The sequence below is a fragment of the Pseudomonas sp. St386 genome, from assembly GCF_018325865.1.
GTDB lineage: Bacteria > Pseudomonadota > Gammaproteobacteria > Pseudomonadales > Pseudomonadaceae > Aquipseudomonas > Aquipseudomonas brassicacearum.
Genome location: NZ_AP021900.1, coordinates 4,809,152 through 4,828,682, shown reverse-complemented (window position 1 = coordinate 4,828,682; position 19,531 = coordinate 4,809,152). Strand labels below are relative to the sequence as shown.

The following is a 19,531-nucleotide window of genomic DNA, read 5'->3' as shown; positions in this document are numbered from 1 at the left end:
GGCGAGGGGATAAATCCCCTCGCCACAGGGGAGGCAGCCTCAACCCTCAACCGGCGGAATATGCCCAAACAACGCCTGGGCAAACGCCACGCGTTCTTCCACGGTTTCGGTAACGCCGCGGGCCTTGAGTTCTTCCAGGTGGGCTTCCACCGCGTGGGTGCGCAAGGTCAGGCCGCAGTCGTTGGCGATCTGGATGTTCAGGCCTGGCCGTGCGTTCAATTCCAGGATCAACGGGCCTTTTTCCTGGTCCAGCACCATGTCGACGCCGATGTAGCCCAGCCCGCATAGTTCATAGCAACCGGCGGCCAGCTTCATGAAACCGTCCCAGTAGGGCAGTTGCACGCCGTCCACCGCGTTGGTGGTGTCGGGGTGTTTGGTGATGATGTTGTTCAGCCAGGTGCCGCGCAGGGTCAGGCCGGTGGCGAGGTCGACGCCCACGCCGATGGCGCCTTGGTGCAGGTTGGCCTTGCCGCCGGACTGGCGGGTTGGCAAGCGCAGCATGGCCATCACCGGATAGCCCATCAGTACAATGATGCGGATGTCCGGCACGCCTTCGTAGCTGATGCTCTTGAAGATCTGGTCCGGCGTCACGCGGTATTCGATCAGCGCCCGGTCACGGTGCCCACCCAAGGAATACAGGCCGGTGAGGATGCTGGAGACATGGTGCTCGATTTCCTCATGGCTGATGATCTTGCCGGACACCGTGCGATAGCGGCCTTCGAAGCGGTCGGCGATGACGATGATGCCGTCGCCGCCAGCGCCCTGGGCCGGCTTGATCACGAAGTCGGTGCGTCCGCCGATGATCTCGTCGAGCTTGTCGATTTCCTTCTCGGTGGAGATCACCCCGTACAGTTCCGGCACATGAATGCCGGCGGCGATGGCCCGTTCCTTGGTGATGATCTTGTCATCGACGATGGGGTACAGGCTGCGCTTGTTGTACTTGAGCACATAGTCGGCGTTACGCCGGTTGATGCCCATGATGCCCCGGGCTTCCAGGGCCTTCCAGGTCTTCCAGAAGCCGAACATCAGGAGTCTGCCTTGAGGAAGGCCTTGAACCGTACCAGCTCGGTCAGGCGGTAGCCGCGATAACGACCCATGGCCAGCATGAAGCCCACCAGGATCAGCAGGATCGCCGGGAAGGTAAACACGAAGTACACCAGTTCCGGCACGCTCATGATCAGGTGCGCCAGGGACGCGGCGAACAGGGTGCCGATGGCGACTTTCATCGCGTGGCCGGCGCCGCGTTCTTCCCAGGTGATGGACAGGCGTTCGATGGTCATGGTCAGGATCACCATCGGGAACAACGCCACCGACAAGCCGCGCTCCAGGCCCAGCTTATGGCTGAACAGGCTGATGGCGGCGATCAGCACCACCACGAACGTCAGCACCACCGAGAGCCTTGGCAGCATCTGCAGCTTGAGGTGCTCCAGGTACGAACGCAGCGACAGGCCCAGCGTGGTGATCACCGTGAACAGGATGATGCCAAAACCCAGTTGGGTCTCGCGGAAGGCCAGGGCGATCAGCACCGGGGTGAAAGTCCCTAGGGTCTGCAGGCCGATCAGGTTGCGCAGGATCAGGATCACCAGCACGCCGATCGGGATCATCACCATGATCATGAAGGTTTGCTGGGTCTGCAGCGGCAGGCCGTAGAGCGAGTATTCGAGGAAGTTGGCGTCGGTGTTCTCGTCCGTCAGCTTGGCCAGGCGAATGGCGTTCATTTCGCTGTTGTTCATGCTGAAGGTAACGGTGGCTTTCTTGCCGCCATCGACGGTGATCAGGTTTTCATCGCCGGTCCACCACAGCAGGCGGTCGGTGGGCAGGCCCTGTTCGCCGGTGTCCGGGTTGAAATACAGCCAGTCGGTGCCGTTGAAGCTGCGCAGCCACAGCTCAGGTGTCTGCGGCTGCTCGGCCACCAGGCGGATGGTGTGGACCTTTTCCACCGGCACGTGGGCGATGGACAGCACCAGTTCGACGATGCGCGCCTTGTTGGCCGAGGAAGGATCGCCGGCCAGCAACAGCTTGACGTTGTCGTCGTTGAGGTTGTTGACCCGCTTGATCGCTTCGCTGATGAACGTCTCGACGTCGGCCGAATGCTGGCGGATCGGCGCGAGCAGGGCTTCGGCGGCCAGTTTCTCCGGGCCTTCGACGGCGATGCTGTCACGGAAGGTCGGGCCCTTGACCTTGGTTTTCTCGGCGCTGTAGCGCTTGGTCAGCACCAGGCGGTAATACAGGGTCTGGTTGCCCTTGGCGCGACGGGCCGACCACGTCACCTTGCGGTTACCGTCGACCCGGTTCACCGCCACGCCGTAATTATTGGAAATGAAACTCTCGTTGAGGCTCACGTAGTCGCGGCTCAGCGGTGGCACGAACATCTGGATCTTCACCGGGTCCTTGGCATTGGGCACGAACTCGACCTTGGCGTCGATGTTCCACAAGTCGTCGGTGGCGTCTTCGGTGACCGGAATGCCGAGCACGAAAATCTGATAGGCCGTCACCGACAGGCCCAGCACCACCAGGATGGCGATCAGCATTTTCAGATGGAGGGTAAGGGAGCGCATTGGAATTACTCTGCGGTTTGAGCGGCATTGGCGCAGGCGGGTTTGCCGGCAGCGTATTTAAGACTGGGGTCGACCAGCGCGTCGAAGCGCTTGAGCGCCTCGGAACCGATCAGCAACGGGTATTGGAAGGCGCTGCGGTCGGTCAGGTTCACTTCGATGCTGCGCAGGGCCGAGCCCATGCAGATGTCCAGTTCGATGACCGGCCGGGCCGTGTATTTCTTGCCTTCTTCCGGGTCGTAGTCACCGGCGCGGCGCTTGATCTTGCTGACCCGGGCCAGCGGACGTTCGATGGGGTGCGAGTGGGCCGCGTCGATGGCCAGGTAAAAGCGCACCCAGGATTCGCCATTGCGCTTGAAACGCTTGATGTCCCGGGCACTGAGGGACGCGGTCTTGGCGCCGGTGTCCAGCTTGGCGGCGACCTCCAGGTCGATGCCCTGCAGGGCGGCGTATTCGTTGAGGCCGTACACGGTTTTTTCACCCGCCACGGCAAGCCCCGGCAGGCACATGAAATAAAGAGCAGCGGTGAAGGGCTTGAGTGTCATAGATCCTGGTGCGCAGCGTTCCGTTTATCGGTTCAGGCCCTGGCATTACTGCACAAGCTCCCTGGGCAGCCTTCCCTATAAAAGGAGAGCGGCAAATCGCGCGGCATTCTAGCACGGTGGTTTTCTGACGCCACCGCTGGCCGGACGCTACGACGCATTCAAACGAGCGGTTATGGCGGATGGGCTTATTAGACGATTGTCGACAATGTTGATTTTTTCTTTGACGTTAACGTCGCTATTGGTTAGTTTTTGCCATATTGATTTTAAAGGTGTCGACAATATGCTCGATCAGCTCGAAACTCCGGTGATGGCCCAGGACGAATCGGAGACCCTCTCCGAGAACGTCTTCCGACGTATCCAGGCCGCCATCGTCAAAGGCGAGATCGCCCCCGGCAGCAAGATCTCCGAGCCCGAGCTGGCGCGCACCTACGGCATCAGCCGCGGGCCGCTGCGCGAGGCGATTCATCGCCTGGAAGGCCAGCGCCTGCTGGTGCGTGTGCCTCACGTCGGTGCCCGGGTGGTGTCGCTGAGCCATGCCGAGCTGCTGGAACTCTACGAAATCCGTGAATCCCTCGAAGGCATGGCCTGCCGCCTGGCGGCCGAACGCATGACCCTGGAAGAAATCGACGAGCTGCGCCGGGTGTTGGAAACCCACGAACGCGATGCGGCGTTCCAGGCCGGTGTCGGTTATTACCAGCAGGAAGGCGATTTCGACTTCCATTACCGGATCATCCAGGGCAGCGGCAACCGCACCCTGACGCAAATGCTGTGCGGCGAGCTGTACCAACTGGTGCGCATGTACCGCATCCAGTTTTCCACCACGCCCAACCGTCCGCGCCAGGCCTTTGCCGAGCACCACCGGATTCTAGACGCCATCGCCGACCGTGACGGCGAACTGGCTGAATTATTGATGCGCCGGCACATCGGTGCGTCCAAACGCAACATTGCGCGTCATTTCCAGGACAGCGCCGCCACTGAACGAGGTGAGTCATGAGTTCCAGCAAGAGCACGCCAGGCCAGCGTTTCCGCGATGCGGTCGCCACCGAGCATCCGCTGCAAGTGGTGGGCACGATCAACGCCAACCACGCGCTGCTGGCCAAACGCGCCGGTTTCAAGGCGATCTACCTGTCGGGCGGCGGCGTGGCCGCCGGCTCCCTCGGCGTGCCGGACCTGGGCATCACCGGCCTGGATGACGTGCTGACCGATGTGCGCCGTATCACCGACGTGTGCGACCTGCCGCTGCTGGTGGACGTGGACACCGGGTTCGGTTCCTCGGCGTTCAACGTGGCGCGCACGGTCAAGTCGATGATCAAGTTCGGCGCGGCGGCCATTCATATCGAGGACCAGGTCGGCGCCAAGCGTTGCGGCCATCGTCCGAACAAGGAAATCGTCTCGCAGCAAGAGATGGTCGACCGCATCAAGGCCGCCGTCGATGCCCGTACCGATGACAGCTTCGTGATCATGGCCCGTACCGATGCCCTGGCGGTGGAAGGCTTGGAATCAGCCCTGGACCGCGCCGCGGCCTGTATCGAGGCCGGTGCCGACATGATTTTCCCGGAGGCCATCACCGAGCTTGAGATGTACAAGCTGTTCGCCAGCCGCGTGAAAGCGCCGATCCTGGCCAATATCACCGAATTCGGCGCGACCCCGCTGTACACCACCGAACAGCTGGCCGGTGCCGACGTGTCCCTGGTGCTCTACCCGTTGTCGGCCTTCCGCGCGATGAACAAGGCGGCCGAGAACGTCTACACCGCGATCCGCCGCGACGGCACGCAACAGAATGTCATCGACACCATGCAGACCCGCATGGAGCTTTACGATCGCATCGACTACCACACCTTCGAGCAGAAGCTCGATGCGTTGTTCGCGGCGAAAAAATGAAAAGATCGCAGCCTCGCTTCGCTCGACAGCTCCTCGTAGGAGCTGTCGAGTGCAACGAGGCTGCGATCTTTCCCCATTCTCTACAAATCTAAAAAATGGAGACAGCAAATGGCCGAAGCAAAAGTACTCAGTGGCGCCGGACTCCGCGGCCAGGTGGCCGGGCAGACCGCATTGTCCACCGTAGGCCAGTCGGGCGCCGGCCTGACTTATCGCGGCTACGACGTTCGCGACCTGGCGGCGGATGCGCAATTTGAAGAAGTGGCCTACCTGCTGCTGTACGGCGAGCTGCCGACCCAGGCACAGCTGGACGCCTACACCGGTAAACTGCGCCAGTTGCGGGACTTGCCCCAAGCCTTGAAAGAGGTTTTGGAGCGCATCCCCGCCGACGCCCACCCGATGGACGTCATGCGCACCGGCTGCTCGTTCCTGGGCAACCTGGAACCCGAGGAAGACTTTTCCGAGCAGCACGACAAGACCGACCGCCTGCTGGCCGCGTTCCCGGCGATCATGTGCTACTGGTATCGCTTCAGCCACGAAGGCCAGCGCATCGAGTGTGTGACCGACGAAGTGTCCATCGGCGGCCATTTCCTGCACCTGCTGCACGGCAAGAAGCCGAGCGAGCTGCACGTCAAGGTGATGAACGTTTCGCTGATCCTCTACGCCGAGCACGAATTCAACGCCTCGACCTTCACCGCCCGGGTTTGCGCCTCCACTCTGTCGGATCTGTTCTCCTGCATCACCGCCGCCATCGGCTCGCTGCGCGGCCCGTTGCATGGCGGTGCCAACGAAGCGGCGATGGCAATGATCGAGCGCTTCAGCTCACCGCAGGAGGCCATCGAAGGCACCCTCGGCATGCTGGCGCGCAAGGACAAGATCATGGGCTTCGGTCACGCGATCTATAAGGACAACGACCCGCGCAACGAGGTGATCAAGGGCTGGTCGAAAAAACTCGCCAATGAAGTGGGCGATACGGTGCTGTTCCCGGTCTCCGAAGCCATCGACAAGACCATGTGGGAGCAGAAGAAACTGTTCCCCAACGCCGATTTCTACCATGCCTCGGCGTACCACTTCATGGGCATCCCGACCAAGCTGTTCACGCCGATCTTCGTTTGCTCGCGCCTGACCGGCTGGGCCGCCCACGTGTTCGAACAACGCGCCAACAACCGCATCATCCGACCGAGCGCCGAATACACCGGCGTCGAACAGCGCAAGTTCGTGCCAATCGAACAACGCTGAGCTGGAGGGTTCTAGCCGCAGGAACTGGATACCCCCGAAACCCTGTGGGAGCGAGCTTGCTCGCGATTGCGTACTGACATTCAACTAATGTCGACTGATACACCGCTATCGCGAGCAAGCTCGCTCCCACAGTGGCCAGGGGCGCTTCAAGTCCGGCGCCAACCCTTCTGAAACCACCGTGACCGAGTCCTGACGATGAACACAGAATTTCGCAAACCGCTACCCGGCACTTCGCTGGATTATTTCGACGTTCGCGAGGCCGTGGATGCCATTCGCCCTGGCGCCTACGACGGCCTGCCGTACACCTCCCGCGTGCTGGCGGAGAACCTGGTGCGGCGCTGCGACCCGGCCACGCTGGGCGAGTCGCTGCTGCAACTGATCGAGCGCAAGCGCGACCTGGACTTCCCGTGGTTCCCGGCCCGCGTGGTGTGCCATGACATCCTCGGCCAGACCGCGCTGGTGGACCTGGCTGGTCTGCGCGACGCCATCGCCTTGCAGGGCGGTGACCCGGCGCAGGTCAACCCGGTGGTCCCGACCCAACTGATCGTCGACCACTCCCTGGCGGTGGAAAGCGGTGGTTCCGACCCGCAAGCCTTCGCCAAGAACCGCGCCATCGAAGACCGGCGCAACGAAGACCGCTTCCACTTCATCAACTGGACCAAGAAGGCCTTCAAGAACGTCGACGTGATTCCGCCGGGCAACGGGATCATGCACCAGATCAACCTGGAAAAAATGTCCCCGGTGATCCAGCAGCGTGACGGCGTGGCGTTCCCCGACACTTGCGTGGGCACCGACAGCCACACGCCGCACGTCGATGCCCTGGGCGTGATCGCCATTGGCGTCGGTGGCCTGGAAGCCGAAAGCGTCATGCTCGGCCGCGCCTCGTGGATGCGCCTGCCGGAAATCATCGGCGTCGAGCTGACCGGCAAGCTGCAACCGGGTATCACCGCCACCGACATGGTGCTGGCGCTGACCGAATTTTTGCGCAAGCAAAAAGTCGTCGGTGCCTGGCTGGAGTTTTTCGGCGAAGGCGCCAGTGCCCTGACCTTGGGCGACCGCGCGACCATTTCCAACATGGCCCCGGAATACGGCGCCACGGCGGCGATGTTTTACATCGACCAGCAAACCATCGATTACTTGAAACTCACCGGGCGCGAAGACGACCAGGTGCGACTGGTCGAGACCTACGCCAAGCAAGCAGGCCTGTGGGCTGACAAGCTCAAGGGCGCGCAATACGAGCGGGGCCTGACCTTCGACCTGTCGTCGGTGGTGCGCAACATGGCCGGTCCGAGCAACCCGCACGCCCGTGTCGCGGTGTCGGATCTGGCTGCCAAAGGCATTTCCGGCCAGTGGGACGATGTGCCGGGTCAAATGCCCGACGGCGCGGTGATCATCGCTGCGATCACCAGTTGCACCAACACCAGCAACCCGCGCAACGTGATCGCCGCCGGCCTGCTGGCGCGCAACGCCAACCGCCTGGGCTTGGTGCGCAAGCCGTGGGTCAAGTCGTCCCTGGCGCCGGGTTCGAAAACCGTGGCGCTGTACCTGGATGAAGCGGGCCTGACCAAAGAGCTGGAGCAATTGGGCTTCGGCGTGGTGGCGTTCGCCTGCACCACCTGCAACGGCATGTCCGGCGCGCTGGACCCGGTGATCCAACAGGAAATCATCGACCGCGACCTGTACGCCACCGCCGTGTTGTCGGGCAACCGCAACTTCGACGGGCGTATCCATCCGTACGCCAAGCAGGCGTTCCTCGCCTCGCCGCCGCTGGTGGTCGCTTATGCCATCGCCGGGACCATCCGCTTCGACATCGAGAAGGATGTACTGGGCGTGGTGGACGGTCGGGAAATCCGCCTCAAGGACATCTGGCCGAGCGACGAAGAAATCGATGCGGTGGTCAAGGCCTCGGTGAAACCCGAGCAGTTCCGCCAGGTGTACATCCCGATGTTCGCCATCCAGGAAGACACCGGGCCGAAAGTGACGCCGCTGTACGACTGGCGCCCACAAAGCACCTACATTCGTCGTCCGCCGTATTGGGAAGGCGCGCTGGCCGGTGCGCGGCCGCTCAAGGGTATGCGCCCGCTGGCGGTGCTACCGGACAACATCACCACCGATCACCTGTCGCCGTCCAACGCCATCATGCTGGACAGCGCCGCGGGTGAATACCTGGCGAAAATGGGCCTGCCGGAAGAAGACTTCAACTCCTACGCGACCCACCGTGGCGACCACCTGACCGCGCAACGCGCCACCTTCGCCAACCCGAAACTGTTCAACGAAATGGTCCAGGAAAACGGCAAGGTCAAGCAGGGCTCCCTGGCCCGGGTCGAGCCGGAAGGCAAGGTCATGCGCATGTGGGAAGCCATCGAGACCTACATGGAGCGCAAGCAGCCGCTGATCATCATTGCCGGCGCCGACTACGGCCAGGGTTCGTCGCGGGACTGGGCGGCCAAGGGCGTGCGCCTGGCCGGTGTAGAGGCGATCGCCGCCGAGGGTTTCGAGCGCATCCACCGCACCAACCTGGTGGGCATGGGCGTGTTGCCGCTGGAGTTCAAGCCCGGCACCGATCGCAAGACCCTGGGCATCGATGGCAGCGAAATCTATGACGTGATCGGCGAGCGCACCCCGCGTGCGACGCTGACCCTGGTCATCACTCGCAAGAACGGCGAGCGCGTCGAAGTGCCGGTGACCTGCCGCCTCGATACCGCTGAAGAAGTGTCGATCTATGAAGCCGGGGGCGTGCTGCAACGCTTTGCCCAGGACTTCCTTGAATCGGCGGTTGCCGTCTAAATCACAGCTGCGGACACCCGGGGTGTCCGCTTGAGGAGCATCATGGCTCACGCACCGCAAATCAGAATTCCCGCTACCTATATGCGTGGCGGCACCAGCAAAGGCGTGTTCTTCAGCCTGCAAGACCTGCCCGAAGCGGCCCGCGTCCCAGGCGCCGCACGGGATGCCCTGTTGCTGCGGGTGATCGGCAGCCCCGACCCGTACGAGAAGCAGATCGATGGCATGGGCGGCGCGACGTCCAGCACCAGCAAGACTGTGATCCTGTCCAAGAGCACCCGGGCCGACCACGATGTCGATTACCTGTTCGGCCAGGTGTCCATCGACAAGCCGTTCGTGGACTGGAGTGGCAACTGCGGCAATCTGTCGGCGGCGGTCGGTTCATTCGCTATCAGCAGTGGTTTGGTGGACGCCGGTCGCATCCCACAGAACGGCATGGCCGTGGTGCGGATCTGGCAGGCCAACATCGGCAAGACCATCATCGCCCATGTGCCGATCACCGACGGCGCGGTGCAGGAAACCGGGGACTTCGAACTCGACGGCGTGACCTTTCCGGCGGCCGAAGTGCAATTGGAATTCATGGACCCGGCCGCCGAGGAAGAGGGCGGTGGCGGCTCGATGTTTCCCACCGGCAATCTGGTGGACGACTTGGAAGTGCCCGGTGTTGGCACCTTCAAGGCGACGCTGATCAACGCCGGGATCCCGACGATTTTCATCAATGCCCGGGACGTTGGTTACACCGGCACCGAATTGCAGGGCGCCATCAATGGCGATCCCAAGGCATTGGCCATGTTCGAAACAATCCGCGCCCACGGCGCCTTGCGCATGGGCTTGATCAAGCACCTGGACGAAGCCGCCCAGCGCCAGCACACACCGAAAGTGGCGTTCGTCGCGCCGCCGGCGGACTACGTTTCATCCAGCGGAAAAGCCGTCGCGGCCGGGGACGTTGACCTGTTGGTGCGGGCGCTGTCCATGGGCAAGCTGCACCACGCCATGATGGGCACCGCAGCGGTGGCCATCGGCACCGCCGCGGCGATTTCTGGCACCGTGGTCAACCTCGCGGCCGGCGGCATCGAACGCAACGCGGTGCGTTTCGGCCACCCGTCCGGCACCCTGCGCGTCGGCGCCGAGGCCAGCCAGGTCAACGGTGAATGGACCGTGAAAAAAGCCATCATGAGCCGCAGCGCGCGGGTGTTGATGGAAGGGTTTGTGCGGGTGCCGGGGCACGCCCTGAGCTGAGTTGAACCCTGTGGGAGCGAGCCTGCTCGCGATGGCGGTGTGTCGGCCGACATCAATGTTGGATGTGCCGGCCTCATCGCGAGCAAGCTCGCTCCCACAGGGGACTGCTGTCAGCCTCCGGTCAGTGCGGTGACCACCAGCCCTACATTACTTTCCAGCTCCGCCACCGGATCGGCCCCGTCGGTGCTCAACACCAGCAATTGGCTTCCTCCCTCTGTGATGGCTGCCTTCAGCGCATCCGAGGGCTGGCGATGATGCAGCACCAGCGCGACGTCATTGTCTTTCAACGTCGCGCTCAACTGCTTGAGGGCTTCGTCTGTCCATTCGGCGTCGGGCCGGACATCGGTGCTGATTGCGTCCAGGTTGAGACCGCTGATCAGGTAGCCGAAATGCTCGCTCAAGCTGACCACGCTGAGGTTATCGGCGCTGGCGAGGCGTTTTTCGCTGTCGGCGCTGAGTTTGAGCAGGCGCTGCTTGAGGGCCGCCAGGTTGGCGTCGATCTTCGGTTTGTCCGCCGGGGCCAGGCGCACCAGGTCGGCGGCGATCACGTCGGCCATGCGCCCCAGGTTATGGCTGGCCATCCACGGCTGGCTCGCCAGGCCGTCGGCCATGCCCGGTTGCACGGCGATACCGGGCAGGGCACCGTCCACCGGGCGCGCGGCATCGACTTCGACGATGCGGATATTGCTGCGTCGCGCCATGGGGTACAGCGGATCGTCCGGCCATAGCGAGCGCAGCCCGATTACCCCGTCAGCATCGCTGGCCAATTTGCTCAAGGCCGGCGCGCCACGGCCGCTGAAGTAGGCGCTCTGCCGGGTGCCGGGCAGATTGGCGGGCGCGGCCCGCTCCAGGCTGACCTCGGTGCCCTTGAGCAAGGCCTCGCCCAATCCGTAGGTGACCGGCAACGATGCCAGCAGACGGACCTTTTCGCTGGCGAATGACGAAGTAACAGCCACGCCGCATAACGCGACGGCCAGGGTCAGTTGTCGCAATGAAAAAACCATTTATCCAAGATTCCCTTTGAGGCTGGGGACGACACCGCGGGCGATGGCGCTCAGGGCGAAGGCGATGCCGGCCACCAGGATGATCGCAGCGCCGGACGGGATCGGCAGGTCGAACACAATTGGCGCGAGAATCCCGCACAAGGTGCTGGCGGTGGCGATCAGCACTGAACACCAGAAAAAGCCTTTCAATGATTGGCTGAGCAGGCGTGCCGCCGCAGCCGGAATCACCAGCAACGCGCCCACCAGAATGGCGCCGATGACTTTCACCGCCGCCACGGTGATCAGCGTCACCAGGATCACGAACAAGTAGTCCAGCGTCTTGACCGCCACCCCGCGCACCGCCGCCAGTTGCGGGTTGAAGCTGGCGAGCATGATGCGGTTGTACAGCGGCAAGGCCAGGGCCATCACCAGCGAGCCGACCACCGCCAGCACCAGCAGGTCATTGCCATTGACCGTCAGCACCGAACCAAACAGTACGTTCTCCAGAATGTGCACGTTGATCTTGCCCGCCAGGATCAACAGCAGGCTGGCGCCCAGGGCCAGGGACACCGACAGGAAGACGCCAATCAACGTGTCGGGCGCCAGGCCGGTGCGGTTGCGCAGGTAATTGAGCAGGATGCCGAACAACAGGCAGTAGCCGAACAGGCTGCCGTAAGGCCCGGTGTAGGGTTCGCCGAGCAGGATACCGATGGCCACGCCGGTCAGCGCCGCATGGCCCACCGCCTCGGAGAAAAACGCGAAGCGCTTGACCACCACCAGCGTGCCGAGACCGCCCAGCACCGGGCCGATCAACAACCCGGCCAGCAACGCATTGACCACGAACCCGTAGGCCAGCGCCTCGGGCAGATAACCGGACGAGGCCCAGCCCTGGACCATCAGACGAAAGGCTTCATAACTCATCAGGCAGCGCTCCCGTTCGTGCGCGGATGGGTGGAAAACAGCGTCAGCAGGCGTTCTGGAGTCAAGATCTGGCGGGGCGGGCCGTCGAACAGCATTCGGCGATTCAGGCCTGTGACGCGGTCGGCCAGGCGCCCGACGGCTTCCAGGTCATGTTCGATCCACAGCACGGTGATCCCGGCTTGGCGCCAGTCCTGCAGCAACTGCTCGAACACCTGGATGCCGGCCTCATCCAGGGCCGACATCGGTTCATCCAGCACCAGCAATTGCGGCGAGGGAATCAACCCCTGGGCCAGCAACACCCGCTGGCGCTCACCGCCGGACAGCGCGCCCATGCGCCGCTTGCGCTTGTCCTGCATGCCGACCCGCTCCAGGGCCTGTCCTATGGCGCCGGCGTAATGCTTGCTCAAGCCGAGAAAGGCCGGTCGCCGCTGACACATCGCCGCCATGAAATCGTCCACCGTCATGGGCAGGCCCCGGTCGAACTCCAGCGCCTGGGGCACGTAGCCGATCACACCGGGCTCGCCCGGCCATTGCAGGCTCAGGCGTCCCTGGTGCGGCATCTGCCCCAGCAACGTCTTGATCAGCGAACTCTTGCCGCCACCATTGGGGCCCACCAAGGCATGGATGCTGCCGGGCTCCACCTGAAACGCCACGCTGTCGAGGATGGTGGTGCGGCCCAGGTTCAGGCTGACGTCGGCGAACTCAATCAAGGGGCCGACGCGGTGCAGGGTGAGGGTTTCCTGGACGGTCATGCGCCAGACTCCTGGATGGCCCGGACCACGGTATCGAGGTTGCCGGCCATTTCCTTTTCGTACTTCTCGGGGCTGTAGTCGCCGTAGGAAATGTGCGAGAGCGGGTACAGCTTCACGCCCGATTCACGCTGGATGGTGTCGACGTAGGTGGACGGGAAATCCATCTCCGAGAAGATCACCTTCACGTCCAGCTCGCGCAGTTGGTCGATGGTCTTCTTCAACTGGCTGGGGCTCGGTTCGATGCCATGGGCCGGCTCGACCACGGCGGTCACTTCCAGGCCGAATTCGCGCAACAGGTAGTCGTAGGCGGCATGCACCGTGGCGACCCGCAACTCGGCATTGGGGGCCTGGGTCAGCTTCGCCAGGGCGGCGGCGCGCATCTGCCGCAGGCGCTTGCCATAGGCGCGGGCGTTCTGGGTGTAGGCCTTGGCATTGTCCGGGTCGAGCTTGCCCAACTCCCGGGCGATGTTATTGACCTGAGCAATGGAGGCGCTGATGGACAGGAAAGTGTGCGGGTTCACGACCTTGCCCGCGCCACGGGCCGCCGTGCCGGTGGCGGCCAGCAGGGGCACGTTTTCATTGGCCTCGATCACTTTCACGTTCGGGGTTTCGCTGGCGGCGATCATGCGGTCGGCGAAGTCGTCGTGGCCCACGCCGTTGAGCACGATCACGTCGAGACCGCTGATGCGCTTGATGTCCTCGGCCCGTGGTTCATAGGCATGGGGGTTGAAACCGGCCGGGATCAGCGGCACGACCTCGGCCTTGTCGCCGACGATGTTGGCCACATAGCTGTAATAAGGGTGCAGGGTGATGCCGATGCGCAGGCGCTTGGCTGTTTCGGCGTACGCCTGCGAGGTAAACAGGCAGGCCAGCAGGCCGATCGACAGCAGGCGCAGCAAGGGGCGGCGTTGGGATGCAATAGGCATGGGCAAACGGTCTTCTCTCGAATGAAGGCGTGGGATCAGTGCCGGTGCTGGCGGGTCACGCCGGCATCGAATTGCGCGACGATCTGTTGCCAGCCGGCGGCGGACAAAGCGGCGTCGTCCAGCGCGGTAGGTGTCGCGAGGCCATTGCTGCGGTTGAGCCAGATGTCCGGTGCGGCGTCGGACGCTTCGCCGATGCGCATCAGAAACGAACCTGCGACGGAAGAGTTGGCACTGGCGCCGAAGTAGGCCTGGTCCTGCAGCTGCTGCCAGGCGTGGCCGCCCCGGCTGACAGCGCTGGCGTCCTGTGCGAACGGCGCGAAGCCTTCTTCGGCCAGGGTTTGCGGGCCGGGCAGGGTGGGTTGGTCTTCGCGCAGCAAGCGGATTTCATCCAGGGTCACCCGCAGGTCGGCGTAGATGCCCTGCTCGGCGGCGCTGAGGTCGCGGCGGGCGTCGAGTTGGTTCGAGGCCAGGTGTGTGGTGTCTTCGGCTTTGCCATGCCAGGCCACCACGGACCCGGCGACCAGTACGATGACCAGGCACAGCAGCAACACATACAGGGTTTCATGGCCCGCGCCAGCGGGGCGGATGACTTGAGTCGTGGTGTTGGTCATGGGGCCTCGATGTCGGCTTGGTCGATTTCCACAACGTGGCCGGGGCCGGCGTCGAAGAGCACGTAGAACTCAGCGTCCGGCTTCTTGAAGGTCAGCTTCGAATCGGCGCCGAGCTTGCCCGGGACGAGGATGGTCTCGTCATAGCCGATCACGTCCAGGGTCACTCCGGGCGCGCCGCTGCCGTCGGAAAAACCGCCGGTACATTGGATCTGCTCGGCGTCGATGGCCTTGCATTCGCACATCGGGTTGTGGGCCAGGGCGCTGGTGCTTGCGCCTGCGCAGAACAGCAACGCCAGGCCGTTGGATAAGGCGCGGAGGGTCATGGTTTGGGTCCTTGGTTCTTCAGCCAGGCGACGGTGGCCGGGGAGGCCTGGCTCAGGGGAATGGAGGCCTGGTGCATCGAACCGTCCCAACCCTCGAGGGTTATCCACAGTTCGGCATCGGGCTGGGTCTTTGGCGGGACCGGCAACAAAGCGCTCATGCGATAGGGCGAGCCGAAGAAAATCACCCCGGCGGCCCTTAGGCTGCGAGGTTTGCCGACGCGCAGGTAGGTGGCCTTGACCTCGCCGATACAGCGTTCGCACAGGGCCGCGTTGAAATGCTTCATGGGCCCGGCAGGTCCCTGGACACGTGGGGCTTCGTTGCGAAATTCCGCCAGGCGCAGGCTCCAGGGACCGACCTGGACTTCGCCGACTTCCCGCTCGCCAAGCCCGGCGTCCCCGCGAAACAGTGCGGCTTCGGATAAATATTTGGGCATGAACCCCAGGGGGATCAGCAACAACAGCACGTTGAGGTGGAAGCGCCATTTGTGCCAGAACAGGCTCAGGCGTGACGGTGATGAAGTGGTATTGGCCGGATTCACAGGCTGCCCTCCGACGACTCACGGTGGACCGACGGCTGCAATGCCTGCGCGATGCGGGTTTCACGGGAGGATTTCTGGCTGCGCTTGAGGGCATTGGCGGTGGCCAGGGCCGTGCGTTTGGTCCAGATCAGCAGCCCGCTGAGAACCATCATGCTCAGGACCAAACCGAAGAAAAACCAGATGAGCTTGATCCAGATGCCGCCGAAATCCCCTGTGTGCAACGGACGCATGGATTCGGTAACGAATTCCAGCGTCGTGCGGTCGGACAGCAACCGTGAGGCAGCGACGTCGCCGTTGTAGGGGTTGATGGTGGCGGTCTGGAACATCAGCGGATACCAACCGCGGCCGCCGATTTCCAGATGGCTGTAGGCATTGCCGGGCAGGCTGACGAAACTCGCTTCCAGGCCCGGGATGCGTTGTTGGGCGATTTCAATGGCCCGGTCCAGATTCAATTGCGGCGGAGCAAGACCATCGGCCGACAGCGGAACGCTTTCACGCGCCACCACCGGAATGACTGGCGCACTGGAAATGGAAATCTGATTGTCGGATAGCAAGGCTTCGATCAGGAACCAGGTGCCGGTGATGGAAATCACCGCGATGAACCAGATCGACCAGATGCCGCTGAGCCGATGGAAATCCCCCCAGAAAATCCGTGCGCCGTGGCGGATCCGCAGCGTCGGACGGAAAAAGCCTTTCCAGAAACGCTTGTAGACCACCAGCCCGGTCACCAACGAGGCCAGCAACGGCAGCCCCAACAAGGACACCAGGTACCAGCCCCAGCTGTAGCCATTGGTGAACGGCACCAGCCACCAGCCATGCAGGGCACGGGTAAATCCCCTGAAGTTGAACGTCGGCGCCGAGCCTTGGATGACGCCGCTGTAGGGGTTGACGTAGACCTTGTCGGGGCGTCCGTCGGGGTAGGTCACGCTGACCTCCAGCGCAAAGTGCGACTCGTCCGGGCGGACGATGCCTTGCACCTGGGTTTGCGGCTGGGCGTGCTTGATCGCGGCGATCACCTGGTCATAGCTGAGCAGTTGGGCATCGTCCGAGGGCTTGCTGGCGCGCATCTCGGGGTTGACCAGCCAGACAATCTCCTGGCTGACCACCGCGAGGGTGCCCGTAACGCAAACGATGAGCACGAAAAACCAGATGGGCAATGCCAGCCAGCTATGGACCAGGAACCAGAGTTTGGAGCGGGACTTCTTCGACATGATTGAACGTCTTGATTCGATGAAAGGTTCGGTATTACGGGCTTCGCAATACCGTGAACCGCAAAAAAGCAGACCGTGGCTTTTGCCGACGCGGCCTACTGCATCTAATTAAGACGAACGAGCGATGGAAATCCCGAAGAGGAAGATGAAAGAAAATGTTTCGCGTGGCAGGAGCTGCCGAAGGCTGCGATCTTTTGATCTTTCGCTTGAGACTCAAGTGTCAGGGGAAAGATCGCAGCCTCGTTGCACTCGACAGCTCCTACGGGGCGTAACCCCGCGGGAGCAATGGTACGTCAGCCTTGTTGAAACATCTCCCTGGCCCGTTGCTCGATCTGTTCCTGGCTCAGATCTTCCTTGTGCGTCGCCAGGAACCAGAGATGCCCATAGGGATCTTTCAAGGTGCCGGTACGATCGCCGTAGAACTGGTCCTTGACCTCGGAAATCACTGTGCCACCGGCAGCAATGGCCTGGGCAAAGGCGCTGTCCACGTCCTCGACATATAAATGCAGGCCGACCGATGGCGATTGGTCCGGGTTGCTCAGCGGGCCCTGGTCGCAAGGCGTGCCGAGCATGATCGGAAACCCGTTTATCCGCAGTTCTGCATGCCCGATGCCGCCGTCGGGCATGGCCAGGCGCATGACCTCGGTGGCATTGAAGGCTTTTTTGTAGAAATCGATGGCTTCGGCAGCTTTTTGAATGCCCAGGTAGGGCGTGATGTTGTGGAAACCTTCGGGAATGGCTTTGACGCCCATGACGGTTCTCCTTGTTGTTATGGGAGGCGAAGAGAGTCTTCGTCGGTTTTGCGCCCATCCACTATAGGCCAGCAGCCGTATACAGGCCCTCGGCCCGACGAACGTCTCACGACTATTCCAGCAGATGCGCCCCCGGTCCCTGTTGGCCTAGCACGTCGCCCTGATTGCGCAGCGGGCAAGCCTCCATCGACAGGCATCCGCAGCCGATGCAGCCGTTGAGTCGATCACGCAGCGTCATCAATTGGTTGATGCGCTCGTCCAGGTCCCGGCTCCACTGCGCCGACAAGGTCTGCCAGTCGGCGGCCGTTGGCGCACGGTTGTCCGGCAGGTTTTTCAACGCCTCGCCGATTTCCGCCAAGGGAATGCCCAGGCGCTGGGCAACCTTGATCAGCGCCACGCGGCGCAAGACTGCCCGTGAGTAGCGACGTTGATTGCCCTGGTTGCGCGTGCTTTTGATCAGCCCCTTGGATTCATAGAAGTGCAGGGCCGTGACCGCCACGCCGCTGCGGGCGGCCACTTGGCCAACGGTAAGTTCCTTGTGGACATCGATCTGCGTCATCGCCTCAATTCACTGCTTGACCTCTAGTTAACTTGAGGTTTTACCCTGCACGCGTTCGGATCGCAAGATCCGCCTTACGTGCAGAGGGGACCTTTCATGCAATCACCAAGGAACAATCGCAGTTTCACCCAGTTGATGGAATTCGATATCGAGCCTCAATGGCAGCAGGCGCTGGTAACCGCCTTGTCGGAACAGACCGAGCGCCTGGCTCGGGATCACCAGGGGTTCCTGAGTGCCAGTATCCAGGCCAGCGAGGATGGTCGGCGGGTGCTCAACTATTTGCAGTGGCAAACCCGCGAGGCAGGCGAGGCGGCGCTTCAAAGCTTCGAAAGTGGCGAGCAGGATTTCTGGCGGCTGATCCAGGCTCATCGAGCCAGAGCCGTGACGTTCGGCTCGTTCCAAGTGCTGCGCAACATCGAGCGCAGCCTGGACAACGCGCTGCATTGCCAGTTGGTCGACTGAATGCGGCGGCTGATCCGCAAAGGCAATAGCCACTATCGAGAGGGTTGATTTCTGCGGCGCAGGGCTGGCGGGTAGCCTTTGTTCATCGCCCAACTCCAGAACACCGGACACTTGCCATGAACCGTACCTTTGCTGTTTTGCTGCTGTTGACCGCCACCCTCCTGGGCGGTTGCGCCAGTTCTTCCCCGGAGCTGCGTCCCTACACCGCCGACGAGACCCGCGAACTGGCTCTTGAAGCCTTGAATCGTCGCGGCCTCTCGTTCGATGAGTACCACGCGAAAAAAGCCGAGCTGCTCGGTTCGTCGCAGAAAAACGTGGGTTTCGACGATCAGGGCCAGATGAGTGCCGAGCGGTTCGAGCAACAGCCAGGCCGGTCAAGCTGAGGGACTGTACCGCTTAAAGTTTTGCCCAACTGTCCGTGGGTTTGCGCCAAGGCGTGGGGTAGGGTCATGACTTGACTGACCGCCCTGATGGACTGACTTGAAATGACCCTTTCGCTTGACCTGCTGCTGGGCTTCGCCCTGTTTGCCCTGGTGACCTCGATCACGCCTGGCCCTAACAACACCATGTTGTTGGCCTCGGGTGTCAATTTCGGTTTCAACCGCACCATTCCTCACATGCTGGGTATTACCTGCGGCTTCTTTTCCCTGGTGCTGGCGGTGGGCCTTGGCCTGGGCGCGGTGTTCCAGACTTATCCACTGCTCTATACCGCGCTGCGCTACATCGGCGCGGCGTACCTGTTGTACCTGGCGTGGAAAATCGCCCACTCCGGTCCGGTTTCGGAAAGCCAGCCGGGGGACAATACGCCGATCAGCTACTGGGGCGCAGCGGCGTTCCAATGGGTCAATCCCAAGGCCTGGATCATGGCCATCGGTGCCATCAGTACGTACACGCCACTCCAGGGGTATTTCTTCAACGTGTTGGTGATTGCGGCGGTGTTTGCCCTGATCAACCTGCCAAGCGTGAGCCTGTGGGTAGTGTGCGGCAGCCTGTTGCGCAACCTGTTGCGTGATCGTCGCTGGTTGCGCGTGTTCAACTGGGGCATGGCGCTGCTGTTGGTCGCTTCGCTGTATCCATTGTTGCTCGAAAGCATCAGTTGAGGGCTGAGCTTCGCCGCGATGCCTGCTAAGCTCGCTGTTCAGGAGCGTTCCTACGCACTTTTAAACGAAGTCCGACTTCTTTAAGGTCTTTGATCAGGTATTGCTAGTCTCGAACCCAACGAGGGCGCCTGATCCTGGAGCAGGCTCTGAGA

21 protein-coding genes are annotated in these 19,531 nt (G+C 62.4%); 8 read left to right on the top strand and 13 right to left on the bottom strand.

Annotated features, from left to right (window positions below; all coding sequences use genetic code 11):
- Nucleotides 1–39: 39 nt before the first annotated feature.
- The 3 genes from KI235_RS21150 to KI235_RS21140 are packed head-to-tail and all read right to left on the bottom strand — an operon-like array spanning nucleotide 40 to nucleotide 3,100.
- Complete coding sequence (locus tag KI235_RS21150; protein WP_013693958.1) at nucleotides 40–1,026, bottom strand: alpha-L-glutamate ligase-like protein; 987 nt, start codon at nucleotides 1,024–1,026, stop codon at nucleotides 40–42.
- Nucleotides 1,026–2,558, bottom strand: a complete 1,533-nt coding sequence (locus KI235_RS21145; protein WP_003204068.1) for an inactive transglutaminase family protein — start codon at nucleotides 2,556–2,558, stop codon at nucleotides 1,026–1,028. The genes KI235_RS21150 and KI235_RS21145 overlap by 1 nt, the downstream gene beginning before the upstream one ends.
- 5 nt (nucleotides 2,559–2,563) lie before the next feature.
- Nucleotides 2,564–3,100, bottom strand: a complete 537-nt coding sequence (locus KI235_RS21140; protein ID WP_003204066.1) for an ATP-dependent zinc protease — start codon at nucleotides 3,098–3,100, stop codon at nucleotides 2,564–2,566.
- A gap of 280 nt (nucleotides 3,101–3,380) precedes the next feature.
- On the opposite strand from KI235_RS21140, the gene KI235_RS21135 reads away from it, so the two are divergent.
- The 5 genes from KI235_RS21135 to prpF all read left to right on the top strand — a co-directional run bounded on the left by KI235_RS21135 (nucleotide 3,381) and on the right by prpF (nucleotide 10,240).
- Nucleotides 3,381–4,094, top strand: coding sequence for a GntR family transcriptional regulator (locus KI235_RS21135; RefSeq protein WP_212795286.1), 714 nt, complete (start codon nucleotides 3,381–3,383; stop codon nucleotides 4,092–4,094).
- Nucleotides 4,091–4,981: a methylisocitrate lyase gene (gene prpB, locus KI235_RS21130; RefSeq protein WP_003204061.1), complete on the top strand. Its 891-nt coding sequence runs from the start codon at nucleotides 4,091–4,093 to the stop codon at nucleotides 4,979–4,981. Before KI235_RS21135 ends, prpB begins: the two co-directional genes overlap by 4 nt.
- Nucleotides 4,982–5,089: 108 nt before the next feature.
- A complete protein-coding gene (gene prpC, locus KI235_RS21125) occupies nucleotides 5,090–6,217 on the top strand; it encodes a 2-methylcitrate synthase (protein ID WP_038859432.1) in 1,128 nt (375 codons plus the stop codon).
- Between the two features lie 195 nt (nucleotides 6,218–6,412).
- Nucleotides 6,413–9,004 carry a Fe/S-dependent 2-methylisocitrate dehydratase AcnD gene (acnD, locus tag KI235_RS21120; protein WP_003204057.1) on the top strand — a complete coding sequence of 864 codons (2,592 nt, stop codon included), beginning with the start codon at nucleotides 6,413–6,415 and terminating at the stop codon, nucleotides 9,002–9,004.
- Nucleotides 9,005–9,046: 42 nt separating this feature from the next.
- Complete coding sequence (prpF, locus tag KI235_RS21115) at nucleotides 9,047–10,240, top strand: 2-methylaconitate cis-trans isomerase PrpF (RefSeq protein WP_060614052.1); 1,194 nt, start codon at nucleotides 9,047–9,049, stop codon at nucleotides 10,238–10,240.
- Nucleotides 10,241–10,350: 110 nt separating this feature from the next.
- Here the strand turns inward: prpF and KI235_RS21110 are convergent, their stop codons facing one another.
- The 10 genes from KI235_RS21110 to soxR form a co-directional block, all read right to left on the bottom strand.
- Nucleotides 10,351–11,244 (bottom strand): zinc ABC transporter substrate-binding protein, encoded by an 894-nt coding sequence (locus tag KI235_RS21110; protein WP_053163065.1) that lies wholly within the window; start codon nucleotides 11,242–11,244, stop codon nucleotides 10,351–10,353.
- Nucleotides 11,245–12,144: a metal ABC transporter permease gene (locus KI235_RS21105; protein WP_003204050.1), complete on the bottom strand. Its 900-nt coding sequence runs from the start codon at nucleotides 12,142–12,144 to the stop codon at nucleotides 11,245–11,247. It abuts the gene before it with no gap.
- Nucleotides 12,144–12,896, bottom strand: a complete 753-nt coding sequence (locus KI235_RS21100) for a metal ABC transporter ATP-binding protein (RefSeq protein WP_003204048.1) — start codon at nucleotides 12,894–12,896, stop codon at nucleotides 12,144–12,146. The genes KI235_RS21105 and KI235_RS21100 overlap by 1 nt, the downstream gene beginning before the upstream one ends.
- The gene (locus KI235_RS21095; protein WP_028237427.1) at nucleotides 12,893–13,822 is read right to left on the bottom strand and encodes a metal ABC transporter substrate-binding protein; all 930 of its coding nucleotides are present in this window, start codon (nucleotides 13,820–13,822) and stop codon (nucleotides 12,893–12,895) included. Before KI235_RS21095 ends, KI235_RS21100 begins: the two co-directional genes overlap by 4 nt.
- A gap of 35 nt (nucleotides 13,823–13,857) precedes the next feature.
- A complete protein-coding gene (locus tag KI235_RS21090; protein WP_003204044.1) occupies nucleotides 13,858–14,433 on the bottom strand; it encodes a DUF6162 family protein in 576 nt (191 codons plus the stop codon).
- Nucleotides 14,430–14,756: a hypothetical protein gene (locus tag KI235_RS21085; RefSeq protein ID WP_003204043.1), complete on the bottom strand. Its 327-nt coding sequence runs from the start codon at nucleotides 14,754–14,756 to the stop codon at nucleotides 14,430–14,432. Before KI235_RS21085 ends, KI235_RS21090 begins: the two co-directional genes overlap by 4 nt.
- Nucleotides 14,753–15,295, bottom strand: coding sequence for a hypothetical protein (locus KI235_RS21080; RefSeq protein WP_003204041.1), 543 nt, complete (start codon nucleotides 15,293–15,295; stop codon nucleotides 14,753–14,755). Before KI235_RS21080 ends, KI235_RS21085 begins: the two co-directional genes overlap by 4 nt.
- A complete protein-coding gene (locus KI235_RS21075) occupies nucleotides 15,292–16,506 on the bottom strand; it encodes a PepSY domain-containing protein (protein ID WP_003204039.1) in 1,215 nt (404 codons plus the stop codon). The genes KI235_RS21080 and KI235_RS21075 overlap by 4 nt, the downstream gene beginning before the upstream one ends.
- A gap of 293 nt (nucleotides 16,507–16,799) precedes the next feature.
- A complete protein-coding gene (locus KI235_RS21070; protein ID WP_003204037.1) occupies nucleotides 16,800–17,258 on the bottom strand; it encodes a VOC family protein in 459 nt (152 codons plus the stop codon).
- Between the two features lie 112 nt (nucleotides 17,259–17,370).
- Nucleotides 17,371–17,817, bottom strand: coding sequence for a redox-sensitive transcriptional activator SoxR (gene soxR / locus KI235_RS21065; RefSeq protein ID WP_003204035.1), 447 nt, complete (start codon nucleotides 17,815–17,817; stop codon nucleotides 17,371–17,373).
- Nucleotides 17,818–17,913: 96 nt separating this feature from the next.
- Here soxR and KI235_RS21060 point away from each other — a divergent pair, with 96 nt between their 5' ends.
- From KI235_RS21060 to KI235_RS21050, 3 genes are all read left to right on the top strand, one after another.
- The gene (locus tag KI235_RS21060) at nucleotides 17,914–18,279 is read left to right on the top strand and encodes an antibiotic biosynthesis monooxygenase (protein WP_003204033.1); all 366 of its coding nucleotides are present in this window, start codon (nucleotides 17,914–17,916) and stop codon (nucleotides 18,277–18,279) included.
- A gap of 116 nt (nucleotides 18,280–18,395) precedes the next feature.
- Nucleotides 18,396–18,662 carry a hypothetical protein gene (locus tag KI235_RS21055; protein ID WP_053163063.1) on the top strand — a complete coding sequence of 89 codons (267 nt, stop codon included), beginning with the start codon at nucleotides 18,396–18,398 and terminating at the stop codon, nucleotides 18,660–18,662.
- Nucleotides 18,663–18,764: 102 nt separating this feature from the next.
- On the top strand, nucleotides 18,765–19,379 hold the full coding sequence (locus tag KI235_RS21050; RefSeq protein ID WP_003204030.1) for a LysE family translocator: 615 nt from the start codon (nucleotides 18,765–18,767) through the stop codon (nucleotides 19,377–19,379).
- The last annotated feature ends 152 nt before the right edge of the window (nucleotides 19,380–19,531 follow it).